The organism is Paenibacillus sp. WLX1005 (assembly GCF_046603685.1).
Classification (GTDB): Bacteria; Bacillota; Bacilli; order Paenibacillales; family Paenibacillaceae; genus Saccharibacillus.
This window is the reverse complement of sequence record NZ_CP176756.1, coordinates 312,521-334,789: the sequence shown is the minus strand read 5'-3', so window position 1 is coordinate 334,789 and position 22,269 is coordinate 312,521. Positions and strand designations below refer to the sequence as shown.

The window sequence follows — 22,269 nt, the reverse complement described above, 5'->3', positions numbered from 1 at the left end:
GCTTCGATATAGTTATCGCTCGTCGAAGCTACTTGTATGCTTAATAGTAAGGTGCCATCATCAGATAGACGATTACGCCAGTGAAGCTAACATATAGCCAGATGGGCATCGTCCAACGAACGATTTTTTTGTGTTTGGAGATTTGCATCGTCCAGCCCCATACGAGTGCGAACAGTGCCAGCGGTACAACAACTGCCGCCAGGAAACTGTGCGTAATCAGAATGAAAAAGTAAATCGGACGAATGATGCCCTGACCGCCATACCGTGCCGTTTCGGGCGACAGATAGTGGAAGCTCAAGTACGTGACCAGAAACAGCAGCGTACTGGAGAAGGCTGCTAGAATGAAGCCACGATGCAATTTGATATTTTTCTTCAATATGGCAATCAATGCCGCCACCAAAAAAATAAACGTAAAGCTGTTAAAAATCGCATTCATACGCGGCATAATTGTCACGTCAAAATCGAGTGTCCCTTTGTAACCAATTCCCGGTGCGAAGAACAATAGCAGAATAATAATATTGGCAACAACTGATACCGTAATGATCAATCCCGCAAAGTTTTTATTGGTTGTCGGCTTCAAATTGCCTGTTTGTGTCCCTTTGCCCATGTGTTTGCTCCCATCTTTACAATTCAGACTCAGGATCTGGTGCATCCTCAATGTACATTATATTTTAAATTTTGGACACGAACCAAGCCTTTTGGTGACAACAGTTTGAACGTTTTGCGGTTCATGTCCGGCTTAGTTGTCTTTGCGCCAAATATCGTGATATTCTTCATGGCGTTTGAATTGCGCCTGCGCGTACGAACATGCCGGAACGATCGTCTTGCCCTGTTCACGCGCAATATCGACGACCCGTTTGACCAATTGCTCACCTACATGCTGACCACGCAGTTCTTCCGATACAAATGTATGATCAATAATGAGAGACTTGTCATCGTAAGGACCAAAGCCAATTTCCGCTTTAGGTTCGCCATCAATTTCCATCACAAGACCTTTTTCGTTTTCTACGATATTTTGCATAATATTCTCTCCTTTGGACTTCATTTTATATGCAGCACAACCGATGTTTGATTGAAAAACGATCTATCCTTTTATCCCCTTCTGCCTCGCAAGCGAAACAAAACCGCGCTTCAAAATTTGCCCTCATCTTCACATTCTGATCCTTTAGCGAGAAAAAGTTTCAAAATTTGATCAAAATTATTACTTTTTCCCTATTACCATAATGAGTAGGATGACGAAATATATTATATATTATGGATTAAAATGGGGGTATTACAATGAAATGGTTCCTTAACTGGAATACATCGGCTAAGATTATTTCCGCTTTTCTCGTCGTCATCGCCATCATGATCGCCTTTGGCGTATATAGTTTGCAAAACCTGCAAAAAAGCAATTTCCAAACGGATATGGTATACAACAAAAACCTCGTATCCATCCAGACGCTATCGGGCGTACAAATTTATTACCAGCGTATCCGTGTCAACATGCGTGATCTGAATCTGAACAATACATCTGATGCTACCGTGACCACCGAGTATTTGAGCAAAATCAAAGACTTGAAGCAAAGCATTAGCGACAATATGGCTAAATATCGCCCGCTCGCTACAACGGCAGCGGAGCAACAAGAATTAGCCAAGTTCGACAATACGTACAATCAGTACATTACCTTGTTGGATCAAGCAATGAGCCTGGCACAAGTACAAGGTGATGAAGCACGCGCAACATTTGTTGATTTCAAAGATAATACACTCAAGCCTGCTGGTGACGGCGCGTCCGATCATATTGATCAATTGATCAGCATCAACGATCAGCTTGCCGGACAGGCGAACAATGATGCCATGTCCAGCTACAGCTCCACCCGTCAGCTAACGATTCTTATTCTCGTCGGTATTACCCTGTTCAGCATTTTGCTTGGCTATCTGATCGCTCGTACGATCTCCAAACCACTCCAAAATCTGTCCAAACTGATCGACCAATTCGCAGATGGCGATCTGAGTGGTCAATCTGATATTCGCAGCAAAGATGAAGTCGGACGTCTGGCTCATTCCTTTAACCGAATGGCAGATAATCTGCGCAATCTGATCGCACAAATCTCTATGTCTGCGCAAAGCGTCGCTGCATCCTCCCAAGAAATCTCTGCTACCACCGAAGAAATTGCCAACACTAGCTCCAATCAGGCGGAATCCGCCAGCAATATTACCGAGCTGTTCGAAGATTTGTCGTCTGCTATTAACTCTGTTGCTCGTAGTGCTAGCGAAGCTGCGGAACTGTCCAACGATACCGCCGGTATGGCGCATCAAGGTGGACAAGTTCTGAATGATGCAATGATCAGCATGCAGCATGTGAACGACGCCATTCACCGATTGGAACAAGATTCGCAGCGTATCGGTGAGATTATCGATGTCATCGACGAAATTGCCGATCAGACGAATCTGCTGGCACTGAATGCCGCCATTGAAGCCGCACGCGCTGGTGAACAGGGTAAAGGCTTCGCTGTCGTTGCCGACGAAGTACGCAAGCTGGCAGAGCGCAGCATGGATGCAACTAAACAGATTACCGGTATTATCAAAGTGATGCAGCAAAATACGCGCGATAGCGTTACTTCGTTTGCCCAAAATAATAAACTGGCGGATGAAACTGGCGAAGCTTTCCAAAAAATCATTCAAATGGTCAACGATTCCGCGATGAAGGTCAGCGAAATCGCTGCCGCTTGTGAAGAGGAATCCGCACAAGCGAATGAAGTCATGATCTCAGTCGAATCGATCGCGGCTGCAAGTCAGGAATCTGCTGCTGCTGCCGAAGAAACTGCCGCCTCCTCTCAATCACTCGCGCATTTGGCAGAAGAATTAAACGATTCGGTTTCGCGTTTTAAAGTATAAATCGCTGAATGTCCTCGCCTGCTCTACTCCATTATGGTCTGTTATGACTGCAAGCAATGGCAATTCAGTGTCCCGTCCCTCATCATGTCGTTATTGGATAACTAGATCACTGAATAACCCTCTCATTAGATAGCTCTAGCCAACGATTTCTCGTTCGATCTTTCGTTCAATCCTTCGTTGGATTGTTCGATACAAAGAAAGCCTGTCATACGCTGCATGGTAGCAGGGTATGACAGGCTGTTTCTTTTTTTTAAAAGGGATTATGGCTGTTGTCCGCCTTGATAGATCGTCTCATCCTGCTTCAAGTCATCACGCTGACGATGTTCGGCTGCCAGAATATCAGCGGCATTGTCTTGCGGTTTGTAGCCAATCGCCTGTTCCAAATAAGCGATATCGTAATAATTGTCTGTATTGGCGGAAGTGCCGTACAGATTCATATATTTGCAGTCATCCTCTGCTTCAATACAACGCTGCATCAGCTGGATCATATCGCGTTCCGAGATCCAGATATGCATAGAACGCTCGGAATGCGGACGATCATCACCCGGGAAATTACCAATCCGCACATTAAAGGAAGACAAACCGTACCGATCCGCATACCACCGTCCGAGCAATTCGATATAACATTTGCTTAACCCGTAAATGCTGTCGGGGCGGTATGGATCATGCACATCCACCTCTTCACCCACCTGATAAAATCCGGTCGCATGATTGGAGCTGGCGAAGATCACACGTCTTACATGATGCTGTCTTGCCGCCTCATACAGATGATAAGCTCCGCCTACGTTAACCGGCAGCGCCACGCCGAGAAAGTCGTCTTCGTCCTTTTTCCAAGCAATGTGGAGAATCGTATCGATCCCCGGCATGATCTGATCTACTTGCTGTGCATTCGTAATATCGAGCTGCTGAATACCTGCTTGTTCATCGGCTTCAACGTCAGTCGCTACGACATCGTATACTTGCCGCAATCCGGCATACAGCACACTACCGATAACGCCACTTGCACCTGTGATTAGTAGTTTGCGTTTCATCCTACTCCTCCTCTATTCAAGCTGGTGAAGATGGACAGCACATTCCTTTAATACACGTTCTACTTCCTGCAATCGAAGCGGCTTACTAATAAAGTCTTGCATACCTGCGTTCAGACACATTTCCTTATCGGCATTGCGGGCAAATGCGGTAGCTGCTACGATAATTGGTTGTTCATGTTGCCGTAAACGACTTCGGATCTCCCGCGTTGCTTCAATACCATCCAATTCAGGCATCTGAACATCCATAAAGATCAGATCATACGGACGCGTGAGTGCCGCTACAACAGCTTCATGTCCGTTATAGGCTATATCCGGCTTATACCCATACTTGCGCAGCATCTCACGCAGTAATTTCTGATTCACTGGATGATCTTCGGCAATCAGAATACGCAGCGGTCCATATTTCCCGTTTGCGTGTTCCTCATGTCTGATCTCGCCATCATTCTCCTCTGGAAGTGGCGCCACTGTATACTCCTCCGGCAAATATTGCGCTGGCAGGATAAAGCGGAATGTAGCTCCGCGCCCTTCTTCGCTATCTACGCTGATCGAACCACCCATCAGCTCAATCAGCTTTTTACAAATCGCCAGCCCTAATCCGGTTCCGCCATATTTGCGGTTAATGGATGGATGCAGCTGAGAGAACGATTGGAACAGCAGATTCTGTTTGTCGCTAGAAATACCAATCCCGGTATCGCTCACTTCAAATTCAAGCACACATTCACTGGATCGCTGCTCCAGCTGTCGTACCGACAGCGCGACACTGCCGCTATCCGTAAATTTGATTGCATTGCTGATCAGATTGACCAGCACTTGCCGCAGCCGTGAAGCGTCTCCAATAATCGTCGTAGGCACCTGCTCAGCAGTTTGATACGTCAGCTCAATTCCTTTTTCTGCCGCTCGCGCAGCGAACAGGTCGAACACGCTATCCAGCAGTGAACCCAGATGAATCGGTGCGTGATCCAGCATCATTTTGCCTGCTTCGATCCGGCTAAAATCCAGAATCTCATTCAAAATATGCAGCAATGCGTCACTGCTATCGCGCACAATATCGATATAACTACGTTGCTCCTCATCCAGATCCGTATCCGCCAGCAACCCGGTCATACCGATAATGCCATTCATCGGCGTACGAATCTCATGACTCATAATCGCTAAGAACTCAGACTTGGCACGGTCTGCGCGCTCCGCCATTTCCTTGGCGCGGATGATCTGCTTTTCGTTCGTAATATCGTTAAATACGACAACTGCCCCTTTCCGCTGACCACGATCCCAGATGGGCGTAATGCGGTAGGAAACAAGGACACTAGTGCCATCTTTGCGCAAAAATACGGCTTCCTGTTCTTCATACGAATGACCTTCTCGCAGCGCCTGTTCAATCGGATGATCCTGTGGCAAATAGCTAGTGCCGTCCGCATGTGTTAACTGGAACATCTCCAGTAACGGTTTACCTGCCAGCTCATACGTGCTGAAGCCTAACATTCGTGTTGCCGCCGGATTAATAAACGTCGTATAGCCTTCATTATCCAGACCGAAGATACCTTCGGATACAGAATTCAAAATAAGCGTATATTCGTTACTGAGCTTCTCAATCTGCTCCAGATGCCGCTTCATTTCCGTAATATCGGTTGCAATGCCGTACACACCGACAATCTGATCATCGACGACAATCGGTAAATTGACGACGTTAACGAAGCGATTTTCGCCATTTTTGACGACAACCTGTGATTCATACGATTGCGGTTCTCCTTGCAGCGCTCGTTCAAAATGCTCCACCGTGTCATAGACATTTTCCGGTGCAACAAAGCATTCAAACGATCGACCGATTAACTCGTCTTCAGTACGACCGACCAAATTTTCCATCTCTGCATTGATCGTTGTATACCGTCCCTGTGTATCGAACGAGAATACACTTGCTGGATTATAGTCAAACAGAGAACGATACCGCTGCTCGCTCTCCTGAATGAGTTGCGAAGCATGTCGGCGCTCCTGAATGTCACGTGCAATGCTGAGTAGCTGCTGTACTTGTCCATCTTCATTTTCAATAAAACGACCGGATGCTTCTAACCACACGTATCCGCCAGACTTGTGACGATGGCGATACGTAACCGGTTTCGGTTGTTCCTCCGCTGCATAGATCGTCATATAACGTTGCACCGCTGACCAGTCATCTGGATGCACATAGTCCTGAATCGGCATTCCTGTCAGTTCTTCGCGAGCGTAACCGAGAATGGTATAACAAGCTGGCGAACAATACAGATAGATCCCATCCTCTACCGACAATTGACTAATGAAGTCGAGTGATTGCTCCGAAATCAGGCGATACTGCCTCTCGCTTTCCTTGAGCCGCTCTTCCATCTGAATACGCGACGTAATATCCTGCGTCATCCCGATAATCTGGATCGCACGTCCTTCATGATCGGTATCAACATTCCAGTGGGATTGTAAATATCGCGTCGTCTCATCCGGTAATACAATGCGATAGATCCCTTCGCCTGCATGACGGGTTGAGATAGAATGACGCAGCGCATTCATTAGCTGCTCACGATCTGACGGATGCACCAGTTCGTATACACGATTGGCAGCATTATTGTGACTCGTGAACATATAAGGAAATAGTTCCTGTGCCTCCTGACTGGCACTCAATGTTCCAGCGATTAAATCCCAATCCCATGAAGCGATACGGGCAATTCGCTGGGCTTCATGCAGACTGTCTTCGTACTTTTTGCGGTCATTCACATTGCGACCGATGCCCAGAATCTGCATAATGTGCCCATCTTCATCTCGTACAACCTGAAAGGAAATCTCAAACCAGAGAAAATGTCCGTTTTTGTGCTTCAATCGACGCGTTACCGTGCCTTGATCCAAATATGCCTGTCCGCTAGCGATCATATGACCAGCATCGTCTGGATGATAAAATTGCATCCGATTTTGCCCGACCATCTCCTCCGGTCTGTATCCAAGTACGGTATAAAAGGAATCGGATACATACCGCAGCATGCCTTCGGGACTGCTGTACGACACTAGGTCTTTGGCATTTTCGGTAATCAGTCGGTAAATCTCCCGATCCGACGCCGACATGCGCACCTGCTCCTGTAATGCTTTTAATTCATGAAATTGGGCAATGTACGCGGTTTCTTCTCCATTCGAATCACGTACAACCGATACTTCGATTCCGATGCGAAGCACATGTCCCTGCACATGGCGAAATTGCCGTTCCGTACAGTACATATCACTTTGTACATGACGTGTCTCCTCTGCGATTGTCATATAGGAGTCACCGGATACGCTGTCTATAGCAACCAACTGCTGCTCTCCAGATTGCAGCAGTTGGGACTCATCATAGCCTAGCAGCTGACACAATGCAGGATTGACGCTGCTCCACGTCTCTTCCTGCGGTATAATCACCGCCATGCCGATGGAAGCGGTCCGGTACATATGCTCATATAGCATTGGATCATGCCCTGATTGGTTAATCATGTTGCTCCCCTCCCAAATACCACCACTTGCCATTTATCTACATCTATACATCTTAATCGCTTATGTTCCAATAGAAAATCGTTATCTTCATGAATACATATCGTGTATAACAATCGTTTATTCCCGTATATGCACAACACATCGTCGGCTTTCTTATAAAAAGAATGATATACTGCAAATTACCCTTTAAACAGACAACCGAATAGCGACATTTCTATATAGAATAAAATATACATATGTATGGGCTGCTCGTTATTTCACCATATTACACATCGTATAATCACCGAATACCGACAAATTTATCATACGATTGCATTCATTTCTTTCCATAAAAAAACATCGATTACGCGGCTATGCATAATCGATGTCTTATAAAGATCCAGATCGGCTATATGCCTATCCTGTAATGCTTCCGTTGCGATTAAAGTCTGCCTTATTGTGCTGGCGGACTAATGTTATTCGTGCCTGTAGTCGTTGTACCTGTTGCCGGACTATGTGCAGATGAACTAGTTGTTGCATTGCTACGCTGACGTAGCGAGTTGGAGATATTACGCACCTGACTGATCACTTTGTCACGTGCTCCCTTGTTACGCATCAGATAAGCCGCACCCAATCCAATCGTTGTCCATAATGCTTTTTTTCCAGTCATAATCATACGCCTCCTTCAATATTGTGAAAATCATATAGAAGATCATGCTTGTATATAATGAGTGAATGTTACCTATCTGACATTTACCCCAATGGACGGGGAATAAACAGGCAATGGATAGATCCACCCGCGTTTATCGCTATTTATTGCACCACCTGTGAACCGAGATGACGGCTTAATCCGCGAATCCCACGATAAATCACCTGATTATGATTCCAGATAAAAAAAGGACGGAGCCATGGCTCACAGATTCTCATCCACGGCTTGCGAGTTTGTACCTCCCAATGATAGTGCAGCACCGTCCAGTCACCCGTTTGCTCTAATCGAAAAATACCATGCCCATGCAGATCGCCGGACGCTTCCAACCGAATCAGCGTGCCTTCTCGCTTCTCCACAACAATAAAATCAAAGGACAGCCGATAACCAAACCGGGTACGAATATTCATCCGATAGCCATCGCCGATGCCATGTGGGTGAGCTGACTGATGTACCTTGCAAAAGGTGACACCTTCCCAGTTGTCAATCTTCTCAAAATCACTAATCATTTCCCAGACCTTGCGGGATGTCGTTTGCAGCCGCCAGCTATGTGTAAACTGATAGTTCCCCATCTTCGTTCAATCCTCCATCGGTCAGGATGTTTGTCTGCTATTCGCGCGGTAGACCTTCGTTTCATGATGCCGATCCGATACCGTAGCACCCAGACTGGCAGCAACGCCTTGCACACCTTCATCCATTACCCGATCATGACTCCAGATATAGACGGGACGCAGTACTGGATTGAACGCACGCAGCCCGCCATGATCCAGCCGCACCTTCCACTCACAGCGCAGCAATGTCGATTGCCCGTCCTCTGTTTCTTCCATGTAGCAGGTGCCGATACCAGCAAGCGGTCCTTCGACCTCCAGCGTGAACTGATTCGGCTTGCGACGATCAACCACCTTGAGACGAATGGACAGGCGGAACAGCATTTTCGTTTGAAACGTACATTGGAATACGTCGCCAATGCCGTCTGGACCGTCACCATGCGCTACTTTGTCAAAGACGACATTGTTCCAGCAATCGATACATTCAATCTCATTCGCCATATCCCACAATTGGGCACGCGGCGCACCGATCGTCCAACTGCTAATAAACAGATAATGATGCTGCATGGTAGTTCCGCCTCTCTGAATCGCTCGTTGTATCGCTTGCTGGATACGGTTCATAGGATGATGTGTTAGACACTCTCATTCGAGATGGAAAAGGAATACATAGAATACGAATCATGAACATCAGTACGCCAAGGATCAAATAATATCCAGCGGCACTTTATGATCGGGTGCAGGGAATGCCTCGCTCAATCGCTGTACTTGCTCGTCATTTAACTCCAATGCAGCCGCTGCCGCATTATCTTCCACATGCGCTACGGACGATGCCTTGGGAATAGCGAGTACATGACCGCTCCGAATGCACCACGCCAGCATCACCTGAAATGGCTGAGCATGTACTTCATCCGCCACTTGCTGTACAACGGGATGATTCATCAATTCACGGCGTAGCGAGCCAGCTTGTGCCAATGGCGAATATGCCATCACTGGAATCTGGTGCTCTGCCTGCCATGATAGTAGATCATATTCAATGCCGCGTGAACCGAGATGGTAGAGCACCTGATTGACGGCACAATGACTACCGTCCGGAAGATTGATCAGCGCATTCATATCATCCACATCCAGATTGGATACACCCCAGCGACGAATTTTGCCATCACGCACCAAGCGTTCCATGCCTTCCACCGTCTCATGCAGCGGAATCTGCCCACGCCAATGTAGCAAATACAGATCCAAATAATCTGTTCCGAGTCGCTTCAAGCTTTGCTCACAGCTGTGTATGAGCCGCTCGCCACCTGCATTGTGCGGATACACTTTGGAAACGAGAAATGTATCGTCCCGTCGTCCTTGAATCGCTTCACCAACGAGCGATTCGGAGCGTCCTTCTCCATACATCTCGGCGGTATCAATCACACTCAAACCAAGATCCAATCCACGCTGTAGCGCCTCAATCTCATCTTGGCGGCGCGAAGCATCGTCACCCATATTCCACGTCCCCTGCCCAATCGCAGGAAGGACAGTTCCGTCTTTTAACGTAATATTGCGATTTAACATAGTAATGTTCCTCCTTAGCGTTGCATAATCTCGTTGTTTCTCTACTTACCCATTAACCGATATGGAGCAGCGGAGAACAGATAATATGTTGGAATGGATGTTCTAGGTGGCGATATAGCTGGATATAACAAAAAGACAGACACCTCTAATGAAGAAGTATCTGTCTTGGAAAATCGCTTAAACACTGGAAAAAGAGTTCCCCGAATATCCATCGTCTCGCTATACTATATCCATATTGCAGACGATCAATCGTTCAGCATCCATGTATCAATCACTAGAGCTAGAACTGCTAGAGCTATCCGAAGAACTGTCGCTACAAGATGAGTCACTGCTACTCGAACTGTCACTGCTGGAGCTATCGCTACTATAGCTGCTACTGCTGCTGTACGAATCGCTGCTAAGGTAATCTTTGGATCGACGTGCAGAACTGTCGCGTTTCTCAGTATGTTTTCTAGTATGATCTACATATTCGATCTCGTATTCCGTTTCGTAGCTAACTTCAAATTCACACTCCACAGTAACGGAACAATGATCAGATTCGTACACAACAGGCTCAGTCTGATACCTAATCGGACGCGACTGATGAAGAACCGAGTGCGGTTTGCCCCTATATCTCTCGACTATATCATACAAGACGAACAGCTCCTGTTCCGCCTGAACCATCAACTTCGCATATGTCAGAAAGGAATGGACCCCTCGATATTGCTTCGCCTGCTGTTGAATCCAATCTTCGTGTCGGCTCATAAATTGCTGGCTGCATCCCAATATGATGCTTGCTTGAATCAGATATTCCAAACGCTGTGGATCATCGAAAGGTTGATATGCTTTGTTCATCAAACATTGTCTGAAACGAAAAGTCTGCTTGTATTGTAGTTTTTTGCGATTCTCTGGCAGTAACCACACCAGTAGTGAGAAACAAAAGATTAGAATAATAGTGAGGATTGTATTCGGATTATCCAGACCTAAATACAACAAACAAAAGGCAGATTGTAATACTGCATAAACTACCAGAACGAATCTGTTCCAATCCAGCAAGAAAGCAGTTGTAAGAGATAAAAAAATAACAACTATGTTGTACCACATTATAGCGCAAGCTGTTATAAACTCATATTCATTCATAAGTAACGCGAAGAAAAGCATTAAAGACAAAATCCCAAACGATACAATATACCATTTAAAAGAATTCGACTTACACATCCATGCCTGTACATTCCACTGCTCATATACAAGGTCTGTCCATTCATCCCAGTTCTCATTCAGTTCTTCCAGCCGCTCTTTATAAAAAGGAAACCGTGATTTATTACGCTTCTCACTCGGTGAAGGTCCAGCAATGGAATCAAGAAGAAACTCATCGTTATTGGGATCGTCAAACAGCCAATCTATCAGATACTGCTCATCTTCACTTAACTCGTCATAATCAAAAGAGTTGGTCAGCGTAAATCGAAGCTTTCTCATCTCCATAATAGATGTAGATTTAAGGGACATCCGTAACAGTCCGCGATTGTACAGGGACATCAGCCCAACCAAAATACTTTCATGATACATCTTACAGCTATTGTTGATTAAATATAGTTCCAAAATATCGTATTTTCCATATGATTCCGGATGGAACCGGTTATGTACATAAGACCGAATGTTAATAGTTAGAAAAATAATACTAGCAAGCAAGCTAAGTGCAAGTAGCCCAATCAACACAAACGATAACTCATCAAACGATTGCACAAACGATGTCATGGTCTGTATAGAGGCACTTTGAACTTCCAGCCATTGCTGCATAGGCAAGTCTCCTTTTTGTATCTACTTGGTTTATTTGCTTTCTACTCACGTTTGCTTTTCGCATCAGCATAATCATGTTCCTCTTATCGTTATACTTGTATGCTCATTGTAGTACCACTTCGTTGTTGCTACTTTTTATTTCTAATCCTTCTTTCTATACTATACGATCCCTTGGCATATTGCTTGCTTTGTTGCTATATCAAATATATCGGTTATTCCCTCCTATTTTATGTAGAGCAAAAGCAAGATATAGCTGTATATACAAAAAACAGCGGCATGGCGTCGTTCGGTATATGATGCTACCGTTCGTTGCGCCATGTCGCTGTTTGATATGGATCATTGTATACTGCTTGTTGTTTATGACAGTTGTTTCAAAACAAGCTTACTTGAAACGGCGCTCTCCATCATACGTCGCGATCATTTGGTACAGATCAGGACGGCGGTCGCGGAAGATGCCCCATTCCAGACGTTGGATTTCCAGTTGATCCAGATCGAATTCAGCAGTCAGGATGCCTTCACTGCTGCGGTCAGCTTCCTGCATCTTGTTGCCTTGTGGTCCGGCGATAAATGAAGAACCGTAGAAGTTGATTGAGGAATCCTCATCTTCTTCTTTGCCAATCCGGTTGGATGCGATGACTGGAATCAGGTTCGCACCAGCATGACCAAGCATGCACGCTTGCCAGTGATCTTTGGAGTCAATACCTGCATCCTGTGGCTCGGAGCCAATTGCTGTCGGATAGAACAGCAGCTCTGCGCCCATCAGTGCCATGCAGCGTGCAGCTTCTGGATACCATTGATCCCAGCAGATGCCGACGCCGATTTTGGCATATTTGGTATCCCATACTTGGAAGCCTGTATCACCCGGATTGAAATAAAATTTCTCCTCGTAGCCCGGACCATCCGGAATATGGCTTTTGCGATATTTGCCCAGAATCTCGCCGTCGGCATCAATCACTGCCAGCGAGTTGTAACGAGCATAGTTTTTCTTTTCATAAAAGCTGATCGGCAGTACGACCTGAAGCTCTTTGGCAACTTGGCGGAAATGAAGGATCGCTTTGTTGTGCTCCAATTCGGTAGCGTATTGATAATATTCAGCTTTTTCTTTTTGGCAGAAATACGGCGTTTCAAACAGCTCTTGCAGCAAAATAATTTGTGCGCCTTCTGCGGCAGCTTCCCGTACCAACTTGTCGGCTTTGCGGATATTATCGTCGATATCCCACGAACAGCTCATCTGCGTCGCGGCTACTTTTACGTTTCTCATCGGTGTGGATCATCCTTTCGTTACTTCTTATAGAATGACGTATCTTAATCGGTATCCTTGGTCTTGATCAATGGAACCGTATATTATTGTCCGGTCGGAATCTGTTGGGTCGTGCAGTGTACGTTGCCGCCTTCTTTGATGACAGCCATACCGTTAATCGTACGAATACGACGATCCGGGAATGCTGCTTGCAGTACTTCGATTGCCTGACGGTCAGCTTGTTCCGCAGTGCCACCGAAGATCGGCAGGATGATACCGCCATTTACAAAATAAAAGTTCAAATAACTCAGCGTCAGACGCTGTTCACCGTGCATCACTAGCGGTGGTTGCTCAATCTGGATTACTTCCAGCTTGCGCCCCTGTGCATCTGTTGCTTCACCAAGAATGCGCAGATTCTCTTGCGTAATAGCATAGTTATCGTCCGACGGATCGTTGCACACTTGCAAAATCACTTTACCCGGAGCCGCAAAACAAGCCACATTGTCGACATGACCGTCTGTCTCGTCGCCAGCCAGCCCGCGGTTCAGCCAGATGATCTGCTGCACATTGGTATACTCTTTGACATGCTGCTCAATCTGCTCCCGGCTTAGCTCCGGGTTGCGGTTCGTATTGAGCAGGCATTCTTCGGTCGTGAGTAGTGTACCTTCACCATCCACATGAATGGAGCCGCCTTCCAGTACGAGTGGAGCGTCAAACTGACGCAGATTCAGATGCTTCAGCACAGCTGGAGCGACTGCATCGTCCAGATCCCAAGGCTCATATTTGCCGCCCCAAGCGTTAAAGCCCCAGTTAATACCAGCGCGTTCGCCCTGTGCATTCACTACGATGGTTGGACCGTTATCGCGCAGCCATGCATCGTTATGCGCAAGTGGCAGGAAGTCTACCTGTTGTCCGACAAACAGCGGTTGTACCTTTTCCAAATCTTCCGGGTTTACGACTAGTGTCACTGGCTCAAATTCAGCAATGGCGCTCACCAGCTCTTGGTAGCCTGCGCACACATTGGCGTAATCGTCTGGATATACCATCGAATCCTGCACGGGCCAGGACAACATTGTACGTTCATGCTGCGCCCATTCGGCAGGCATCATATATTGCAAATCAACGGGTTTCATGAGTAGTCTTCACCTTATTCATATAGGATGGATCGTTCACTTTTTCTGTTCAATACACAGCATGCAAAGCAGAACGGTTTGGAACAACCTATATCATACAATACGTGGACGGTTGCACCAAGTGATTTCGGTAAATTTTGTGTAAAAGGGCAAAAAAAATCGCCCGTTTCAGGACATACTGGATTCCTGATCCGAACGATGTAGTGCAGCCGAAGCTGCTATATGGTCGGCACTTATTTTTTCGCCGATTTGTCTTTGGCATCATAATCCAGCACTGGCAATTCTTTTTGCCCGTGTACCATAGGCGATTTGCATATTGCGCACACCGGTTCATCCTCCAGGGCGAATGCACGCCGCATCCAAGAATTACAGTCTGGTTTACTGCATTCCCATACGTCCGTCATTTCCTTTGGAATTTCCTGCATCGGGTTTTTACGCGAATAATACATGAAGGTCTCCTTCCGGAGCTGTTTGCTCCTGTTTCAATAACCATCTTGTCCGTCGTCGGACCGGACGGCAACATATGAGACATACACCATTTCCCATCGGCACTGCCGGAATATAAAAAAGACGCCCCTAACTTACGTTAAGGGCGCTTTTCAAGCTGAAATTACAGTTTTACAACGTTCTCAGCTTGTGGTCCACGGTTGCCTTCAACTACGTTGAATTCTACACGTTGACCTTCGTCAAGAGTTTTGAAACCGTCGCCTTGGATCGCGGAGAAGTGAACGAATACATCGTTACCGCCTTCTACTTCGATGAAACCAAAACCTTTTTCAGCGTTGAACCATTTTACTGTACCTGTTTGCATGTGAGGTACCTCCAAAAAATTAAATTTACATGACTTTCTTTATTCAGAGAAAAACATCCGATAAAATGAAAAATCACATATTGTACAAGGTTATTACATTTCTTATATGATAACCCTCTACAATAGGTGAGTTCAGGTCACGATTTCGATATTCATATTATAACCCATTTAGCCGATAAACACAACGTCTATAAGGTAATTTCTGTAATTTTATTTTAAGTTCGCTCTCTATATTCTTATTACGCTGCCAAAAACCGCACAACACCGGACATTAAGCGAATTAGCAGGCATGAAAACGGATACCTGAAATCGGCAAGATTCTGCCATCCCGGTATCCATTTTCGATTTCACTTCGATTTAATCATATTGGAAATGTTGCAAAATGAGCATGTTCACTCGCTGCGGATCTTCGTGATGCAGCCAATGTGTACAGTGATCCAGATGAATCAGTTCTCCATCCGCGCATCGGCGGATACTCAGATCAGACATTTCGCGACTGAGTGCATGATCCTTGCTGCCCCAAATCATACGTGTCGGAACGGTAATCAGTTCCTCGCTCGATAGATCCGGCTTTTTCTGCATCAATGCGCGATACCAGTTGAGCATGGCAGTATCTGCACCAGGCTGTGACCATGCTTCCCGGTATAACTCCAACTCTTCATCGGTAAAAGCACCCTCATTGGACGATTCCTGCAACATGTCCGCGAGACGCTTCCAGTTCGAGGCTGCAATCGCCTTTTCCGGTACGATGGGAGTCTGGAAGAAAAAGACGTATGCGCTTTTGGCAATTTGCTTCGGATTGCTTTTTAGGAAGTCCATCATCACCGCCGGATGCGGTACATTCATAATGACCTGTCGACGAATCAACTGCGGATATCGTTCGGATAAACGCCACTGGACGATAGCTCCCCAGTCATGCGCAACCATATCCACCTGCTCTCGACCGGATGACTGAATTAACGCGGCAATATCGTCCGCCAGAATGTCCAGCTGATAGGAATCGATGCCTTCCGGCTTGTCACTTAGATTGTATCCACGCTGATCTGGTGCCCAGACGCGATAACCTGCATCGGTTAGCGCAGGAATCTGATGCACCCAGCCATGCCAGAACTCCGGAAACCCATGCAGCAAAATAACGAGCGGTCCATCTTCCGGTCCCGCCTGCGCCACATGCAAATCAATACCGTTTACGTGTACCGTATGATGTTCAATCTCTACACTTTGTGTGGGCATAAAATAGTCGCCTCCCTTTCGGAATACAACGGTTATTTAACACCCACTATTCATTTGAAACGGTTAGACTGTTACACAACGACTTCATTATACTGTCTGAGCTACCGTTATGTATGGAATGACACGATCTGTACAAAAATTTTAAAACATTAGGCAAATGCAGCTATAGAAGCCTTTCATTTTGTATATTCTGGTAATCGTTACCTTCTATTCTGCTATCGGTATGTTTTATAATAACAGTTATACGATTATGTAAATTATCGAATGAGGTAATCGGGTGATATGATGAAATCCTCAAACCCTATCTTTGCACATCTGGAACATATTAATCAGCATCAATGGATTCGCAATTTTCTCAGTACATACTGGTTTGTCGTCTTCATTCACTTCGTTGCCCAACTGGGTTCTTTTTTATTTTTGGACTATGAGGCGACTCCGTACCACTTTTATGTTCACATTCTCATTGTACCGACGCTTGGTATGATGGCTATGATCCTCTGGGCGGAATGGGTGCAGCGCAAAAGACAGTCATACTCCTACTATGCTCTGTTTCTGACCAGTACCTTTATCACATGGATGATCATTTATCTCAACTACGACATACGCATCATTACCGCCCTCTGTCTGATACCCATCTTCTCGGCAGTCATCTTCTTCAAACGACGATTGCTGTGGATTTCTTCCATTCTTCAGATTGTGGCATTTGCAGCTCTGTATCTAGCCGATCCCCATTTCCGAACTTTTTTAACGTCATTTGATGTTGTTTCTATTCCTGCCTTCATTATGGGAGGCACCTTTGTCGCTCATGTTATTGTGACGAGCGGCAGTGAGATTTTGAGTAATCTGCATCAGACCATGCAATCCAAGCAAGAATTGATCGTCCATAATGCCATTATGAGCAAGATGTCCAAAACCGACGGCTTGACCAATCTATACAATCAGGTATCGTTCAAAGATTATTATGAGACCGCCTACGATTATGCCAGTCAGGGTGTGACGCTGCATCTGGCACTGCTGGATATTGATAATTTCAAACAAATCAATGATACGTATGGACACCGAGTAGGTGATATGGTGCTTGGCATCGTGGCACAGGTCATTCAGCAGTATATTTCGTCCAGTGATATCGCTGCTCGTTATGGCGGTGAGGAATTCGCGTTGCTTATCTTTGACAAGCAATTCGATGAAGCATATGAACTGGTTGAGAATATCCGCAGTCATCTGGCAGGTCTGAAATGGAAGGAACTGGACAACCAGACGGTAACAGTCAGTGTCGGTTTGCATAGCTGTGAGCCGGGTCTTAGCAAAGAGCAGTTGTTTGAGCAGGTCGACCAGTATCTGTATCAGGCAAAACGCTCCGGCAAAAATCGCACCGTCACCGCAGGCAGCATTCATAGCATCGCTTGATGCAGGATAGGCAATCTCGCATTTGCTGGTGGAAGGTGTGATCATCGGCAATTCTTTTGGATAAGATGTATGATGGTGCACCGTATAGACGGTGATTGGTTGCTCCGTGTAGATCACGCTTGAAGTGGATCATCTCTCATCTTCATATTGGCAGCTTATACCTACGATATTGTAGCTTGTTATCGTAGTTGGGATATCATAAAAACACCCTGCTTCTTGCAGCTCACCGTTTTAAGAGCGGTTTGCATGAGAGCAGGGTGTTTTTTGTTGACTAGCTTTTGTATTGAATATCGTCCATTTTTTATTCGCTGTAGTCCATGTATATAGTCGATTTACGTAATCACTTTTATAGAGCGATATCCTTAGTATGCGGTTATGCACCTAATGCTATCTCGTACGTTTGTCAAACGATCCGTACGTTTCTCAAGCGATCATTGGAGCATTGCTATTTAGAATCCGCTCACTGGATGTGGCACGTACGGTTCTTCCAGACGGGCGATTTCCTCTGATGTGAGCTTGATATCCAGCGCTGCGGCTGCATCTTCCAAATGGTGTAGCTTGGTTGCTCCGATGATCGGCGCGGTGACTGGATTTTTCTGAATGACCCAAGCTAGTGCAATCTGCGCTCGTGGTACGCCGCGTTCGTTGGCAATCTCGGCGACCCGCTCAACAATCTGGCGGTCGGCATCTTCAAATGCGTTGTATAACGTTTTGCCAAACGCATCGCTCTCAGAGCGCGATGTCTCCTCGTTCCAGTCACGCGTCAGACGACCGCGCGCCAGCGGGCTCCACGGAATAACGCCAATGCCTTCTTCCCGGCATAGCGGCAACATCTCGCGTTCTTCTTCGCGATATAGCAGATTCACATGATTCTGCATGGAGACGAAGCTCGCCCAGCCATTGCGTTTGGAGATGTCCAGCGCCTTCATAAATTGCCATGCGTACATAGACGAAGCACCGATATAACGCGCTTTGCCAGCACGAACGACATCGTTCAGCGCTTCCAGTGTCTCTTCAATCGGTGTCAACGGGTCCCAGCGATGAATCTGATACAGGTCAACATAGTCCGTTCCGAGGCGGCGCAGGCTGTTGTCGATCTCGCTCAGGATGACTTTACGTGATAGTCCACCGCCATTCGGTCCCGGGCGCATTTTGCCGTGTACTTTGGTCGCAATTACCACATCGTCGCGATGCGCGTAATCTTTGAGCGCACGACCGACAATCTCCTCGCTCGTTCCGTCGGAATACACATTGGCCGTATCGAAAAAGTTGATGCCCATTTCCAATGCTTGCCGGATAAATGGACGGCTCTCTTCCTCTTCCATCGTCCATGGATGCGTGCCACGCTCCGGTACGCCGTAACTCATACATCCAAGACATAGACGCGATACTTCCAGACCAGTACGTCCCAATTTTACATATTCCATGCTGTTCCCTCGTTTCCGCCACACCGGGCATGATTTCGGCTTGCACCTCTGTATTGTACCCAATTTCCGATATGAAAAGTCAAATCGGTGTCGTATGCTCACCTGTCTTGGTCTGATCTCACTTTGAGCAGACATACCAAAAAGCCGATCACTCCCTGTACAGGAAATGATCGGCTGGGTAGAAAATTAGAGTACAAGCAAAACGTACGCAGCATATCCAAGCTACTTCCATAGTACATATAGGAACTAGCAAGTGCATTGTGTTCCTATTGCAGCATCGTTGCTTCGCGGGAAGCTGGTGACAATGCATTTACAGTTGCGGTACTGCCGTTGGCTACCGATACGACAAATGCTTTGTACGCTACACCTTGACGCAGCGCATTGCCGCTATAATCGGTATTGCTCAGCGAGAACGACCATTCGCTGTACGTCGAGCCAGTTACAGTCTGGTAGTTCGGCGCGGTTACGCGGTTCGCGTCGGACAAGGAGAAGCTATTGGCATTAGCAGACGGCACCAGCATGATCGCATACGAGTTAATTCCCGTCGTATCGGACGGACGGGAGAAACTTACGCGGATTGCCGTACCGTTATTGATTGCATCGGCAGACACACTTGTCGGTGCAGCAACTGCTTTGTCTGTAAGGGTAAAATCATTGGACGCGCCGGACAGCGCATTGACTGTACGTGTAGAACCGTCCGCTATAGCCAACACATAGACGCGATAGCTGACATTTTTCACAAGGGCGTTGCCGTTGTAGTCTTTGGTACTATCTGTCAGTGCTTGCGTTACTTTGGATGCGGTTTTGTTCACACGGGTGTAGTTGGCAGAGCTGGTATTGTTCGCTGCTGCCAGATTGAACGATCCCGCTTGATCGGTACGCACCGCAATGATGCGATATTCCGAGATGCCGGTATCATTCGCAGGCGTGAATGCAACGGTGATATCTTTGGCACTGCTTGGGCTGCTGCCGCTCGCCGTTAGACCGGTAACGGCGGACACCGCAGTGCTACCTGCCAGTGTAACGGTGCTGGAGCTGGATGACAGAGCATACGTATCTGCTGCATCGCCGGTGCCGACTGTCAGCACATACGCGCGATAAGCGACGCCGTTTTTGATGGTGTCGCCATCGGTATCACGCGCACCAGCGGTGAATGTCACGGTGCGGTTAGAGCCATTTTTCGTGACCGATGTGTAGTTGGAACTGGACAGATTCTGAGCTTTGGTCTGGGTAAAGTTGCTGGCATTGCTCGCTTTGACGAGCATTACGCGGTACTGACTCACCAGCGTCTCATCGCTCGCTTTGTTAAAAGTAACCTGCGCATCGCGTCCATCGCCATAGTCGCTCACGTCGGTCAACGCTACACTGCTAGTCGTGCCGACCGTTTTGCTGCTGGACGACAGGGTGATGCTGGATGAAGCGGCAGACAGTGAATCGCTGTAGGAACCTGTTCCGCGGCTCATGACGAATACACGGTACGTTACATTGTTGGCGATCGCATCCCCGTTGTTATCTTTGAGTGAAGAAGATAAGGTCAGTACATGATCGGAGCCGTCTTTGGATACATCCATATACCGACTGGATGCCAGACCACTAGCTGTTGCCAGATCGAAGTTGCCGGAATCTTTGCTGCGCACAACGAAGACACGGTATCCGCTAATTTTGGATTCGTCAGCGATTTTGTCAAAGGACAGTTGAATATCGCGAGCGTCGCCCAGATTGCTAACATCTGCGACTTTGCTGATGCTGACGGTTGGTGACGTATTGCCCAGTGTGATGCTGTTGGACACTGCGGACAGACCGAGTACGTCGCCAGTGCTGTTTACCGCCATTACAAATGCGGAGTACGCTACGCCTTGCTGGATCGTTTTGCCGGATGTGTCGGTGGTTGCCGTTTTCAGACGTACGGTCTGATCGGAACCTGTCTTGCTTACCAATGTATAGTTATCGCTGCTTACAGCAGAAGCTTGGGACGTGTTGAATGTGCTGGCGCTGGCGGTACGCACGATATACAAACGGTATGCCGAAACATTCGTTTCACTGGACGCTTTGCCAAAAAATACAGACAGATCGCGACCATCGTTATAGTCAGACACGTCGCTCAGCTTCACATTGCTTGGTGTTGCTGATGCGGATACGGTAGCACCTAGATTGACGAGTGATTGCCCCGTCGTGATGGCGCTAATATACCCGGTATTGCCAACCGCTAGAACATAGACGCGGTAGCTGACATTTTTCTGAATCAGCTCGCCGTTCACATCTTTGGCTTGCGGCGTGAGGGTGATCGTATAATTACTGCTGCTGCCCGCTGGTACTGCCTGATAATTGCTCGCAGGCACCGCCAGCGCACGGCTCAGGGTAAAGGAACTTGTATCGGAAGCTTTGCTCACCAGAATGCGGTACTGGCTCAAGCCTGTCTTGCTAGTGGAAGCCGGGAAAACGACTTGCAGATCGCTGCCATTGCCCTGCTGACCGATGACGGTTGCGTTTACGTAAGCGACAGGCATGACCGCACTGTCGACGGTTGGTGTCGTCGGTGTTGTTGGAGTCGTTGTGCTACCGGTGGTGATCGTTACAGTCTGGGTGGATTTGTTCCAGCCCACTTTGTTGCCTAGCGCTTCACTGACAAAACGCAGTGGCACCATGGTGCGACCGTTGATGACTTTTGCCGGTACATCCAGCGATGTATTTTTGCCATTGATTACGGCTGTTTTGGAGCCGAGTGGCAATGTAATGGTGGTGCCATTTTTGGTGGCGGTTACGGTGCGTGTGCTTTGCTTCCAGCCGACATTGGCATTCAATGCTTCAAATACGCCACGCAGCGGAACCATCGTACGGCTGCCGGACATCACCGAAGGTTGATCTGTGTTCAGCTGTACACCATCGATCACAATCTTGATTGGCGTTGCCGCAACCGCGTAAGGGATATGTACACCCCCGCTGACGGTTAATGCTGTTGCAAGTAATGCTGTTCCTAGCTTCTTTTTCACTTTGACATCTCCTTGTCCCCTGATTACAAACTTGTTTCCATATTCCGCTATTCTTGGTTTCGCGAATGTTAGTC

The 22,269-nt window shown here is 47.0% G+C and carries 18 protein-coding genes; 2 read left to right on the top strand and 16 right to left on the bottom strand.

The window, feature by feature from the left end:
- Nucleotides 1-40: 40 nt before the first annotated feature.
- Nucleotides 41-607 (bottom strand): DUF420 domain-containing protein, encoded by a 567-nt coding sequence (locus ACE3MZ_RS01415; RefSeq protein ID WP_411344779.1) that lies wholly within the window; start codon nucleotides 605-607, stop codon nucleotides 41-43.
- 132 nt (nucleotides 608-739) lie between these two features.
- On the bottom strand, nucleotides 740-1,021 hold the full coding sequence (locus ACE3MZ_RS01410) for a GNAT family N-acetyltransferase (protein WP_411344778.1): 282 nt from the start codon (nucleotides 1,019-1,021) through the stop codon (nucleotides 740-742).
- A 257-nt stretch (nucleotides 1,022-1,278) separates the two neighbouring features.
- Here ACE3MZ_RS01410 and ACE3MZ_RS01405 point away from each other — a divergent pair, with 257 nt between their 5' ends.
- Entirely contained in the window at nucleotides 1,279-2,880 is a 1,602-nt protein-coding gene (locus ACE3MZ_RS01405; protein ID WP_411344777.1) for a methyl-accepting chemotaxis protein, read from the top strand.
- Between the two features lie 260 nt (nucleotides 2,881-3,140).
- On the opposite strand, the gene ACE3MZ_RS01400 is transcribed toward ACE3MZ_RS01405, so the two are convergent.
- From ACE3MZ_RS01400 to ACE3MZ_RS01345, 12 genes are all read right to left on the bottom strand, one after another.
- Nucleotides 3,141-3,911 carry an NAD-dependent epimerase/dehydratase family protein gene (locus ACE3MZ_RS01400; RefSeq protein WP_411344776.1) on the bottom strand — a complete coding sequence of 257 codons (771 nt, stop codon included), beginning with the start codon at nucleotides 3,909-3,911 and terminating at the stop codon, nucleotides 3,141-3,143.
- Between the two features lie 12 nt (nucleotides 3,912-3,923).
- A complete protein-coding gene (locus ACE3MZ_RS01395; RefSeq protein ID WP_411344775.1) occupies nucleotides 3,924-7,388 on the bottom strand; it encodes a PAS domain S-box protein in 3,465 nt (1,154 codons plus the stop codon).
- Nucleotides 7,389-7,821: 433 nt separating this feature from the next.
- Nucleotides 7,822-8,037 carry a hypothetical protein gene (locus ACE3MZ_RS01390; protein ID WP_411344774.1) on the bottom strand — a complete coding sequence of 72 codons (216 nt, stop codon included), beginning with the start codon at nucleotides 8,035-8,037 and terminating at the stop codon, nucleotides 7,822-7,824.
- Nucleotides 8,038-8,180: 143 nt separating this feature from the next.
- Nucleotides 8,181-8,645, bottom strand: coding sequence for a hypothetical protein (locus ACE3MZ_RS01385; RefSeq protein ID WP_411344773.1), 465 nt, complete (start codon nucleotides 8,643-8,645; stop codon nucleotides 8,181-8,183).
- A 21-nt stretch (nucleotides 8,646-8,666) separates the two neighbouring features.
- On the bottom strand, nucleotides 8,667-9,188 hold the full coding sequence (locus ACE3MZ_RS01380) for a hypothetical protein (RefSeq protein WP_411344772.1): 522 nt from the start codon (nucleotides 9,186-9,188) through the stop codon (nucleotides 8,667-8,669).
- Nucleotides 9,189-9,323: 135 nt separating this feature from the next.
- Nucleotides 9,324-10,178 (bottom strand): aldo/keto reductase, encoded by an 855-nt coding sequence (locus ACE3MZ_RS01375; protein WP_411344771.1) that lies wholly within the window; start codon nucleotides 10,176-10,178, stop codon nucleotides 9,324-9,326.
- A gap of 267 nt (nucleotides 10,179-10,445) precedes the next feature.
- Nucleotides 10,446-11,954 (bottom strand): hypothetical protein, encoded by a 1,509-nt coding sequence (locus ACE3MZ_RS01370; RefSeq protein ID WP_411344770.1) that lies wholly within the window; start codon nucleotides 11,952-11,954, stop codon nucleotides 10,446-10,448.
- Between the two features lie 382 nt (nucleotides 11,955-12,336).
- Nucleotides 12,337-13,215 carry an N-carbamoylputrescine amidase gene (aguB, locus tag ACE3MZ_RS01365; RefSeq protein ID WP_411344769.1) on the bottom strand — a complete coding sequence of 293 codons (879 nt, stop codon included), beginning with the start codon at nucleotides 13,213-13,215 and terminating at the stop codon, nucleotides 12,337-12,339.
- 83 nt (nucleotides 13,216-13,298) lie between these two features.
- Nucleotides 13,299-14,327 carry an agmatine deiminase family protein gene (locus tag ACE3MZ_RS01360; RefSeq protein ID WP_411344768.1) on the bottom strand — a complete coding sequence of 343 codons (1,029 nt, stop codon included), beginning with the start codon at nucleotides 14,325-14,327 and terminating at the stop codon, nucleotides 13,299-13,301.
- Between the two features lie 233 nt (nucleotides 14,328-14,560).
- A complete protein-coding gene (locus ACE3MZ_RS01355; protein WP_411344767.1) occupies nucleotides 14,561-14,776 on the bottom strand; it encodes a cold-shock protein in 216 nt (71 codons plus the stop codon).
- A gap of 161 nt (nucleotides 14,777-14,937) precedes the next feature.
- The gene (locus tag ACE3MZ_RS01350; protein WP_017813974.1) at nucleotides 14,938-15,138 is read right to left on the bottom strand and encodes a cold-shock protein; all 201 of its coding nucleotides are present in this window, start codon (nucleotides 15,136-15,138) and stop codon (nucleotides 14,938-14,940) included.
- Nucleotides 15,139-15,495: 357 nt separating this feature from the next.
- Nucleotides 15,496-16,371 (bottom strand): alpha/beta fold hydrolase, encoded by an 876-nt coding sequence (locus ACE3MZ_RS01345; protein WP_411344766.1) that lies wholly within the window; start codon nucleotides 16,369-16,371, stop codon nucleotides 15,496-15,498.
- A 282-nt stretch (nucleotides 16,372-16,653) separates the two neighbouring features.
- On the opposite strand from ACE3MZ_RS01345, the gene ACE3MZ_RS01340 reads away from it, so the two are divergent.
- Nucleotides 16,654-17,778 carry a diguanylate cyclase gene (locus tag ACE3MZ_RS01340; protein ID WP_411344765.1) on the top strand — a complete coding sequence of 375 codons (1,125 nt, stop codon included), beginning with the start codon at nucleotides 16,654-16,656 and terminating at the stop codon, nucleotides 17,776-17,778.
- A 449-nt stretch (nucleotides 17,779-18,227) separates the two neighbouring features.
- On the opposite strand, the gene ACE3MZ_RS01335 is transcribed toward ACE3MZ_RS01340, so the two are convergent.
- Entirely contained in the window at nucleotides 18,228-19,205 is a 978-nt protein-coding gene (locus ACE3MZ_RS01335) for an aldo/keto reductase (protein WP_411344764.1), read from the bottom strand.
- A gap of 266 nt (nucleotides 19,206-19,471) precedes the next feature.
- Complete coding sequence (locus ACE3MZ_RS01330) at nucleotides 19,472-22,195, bottom strand: stalk domain-containing protein (RefSeq protein ID WP_411344763.1); 2,724 nt, start codon at nucleotides 22,193-22,195, stop codon at nucleotides 19,472-19,474.
- Nucleotides 22,196-22,269: the final 74 nt, after the last annotated feature.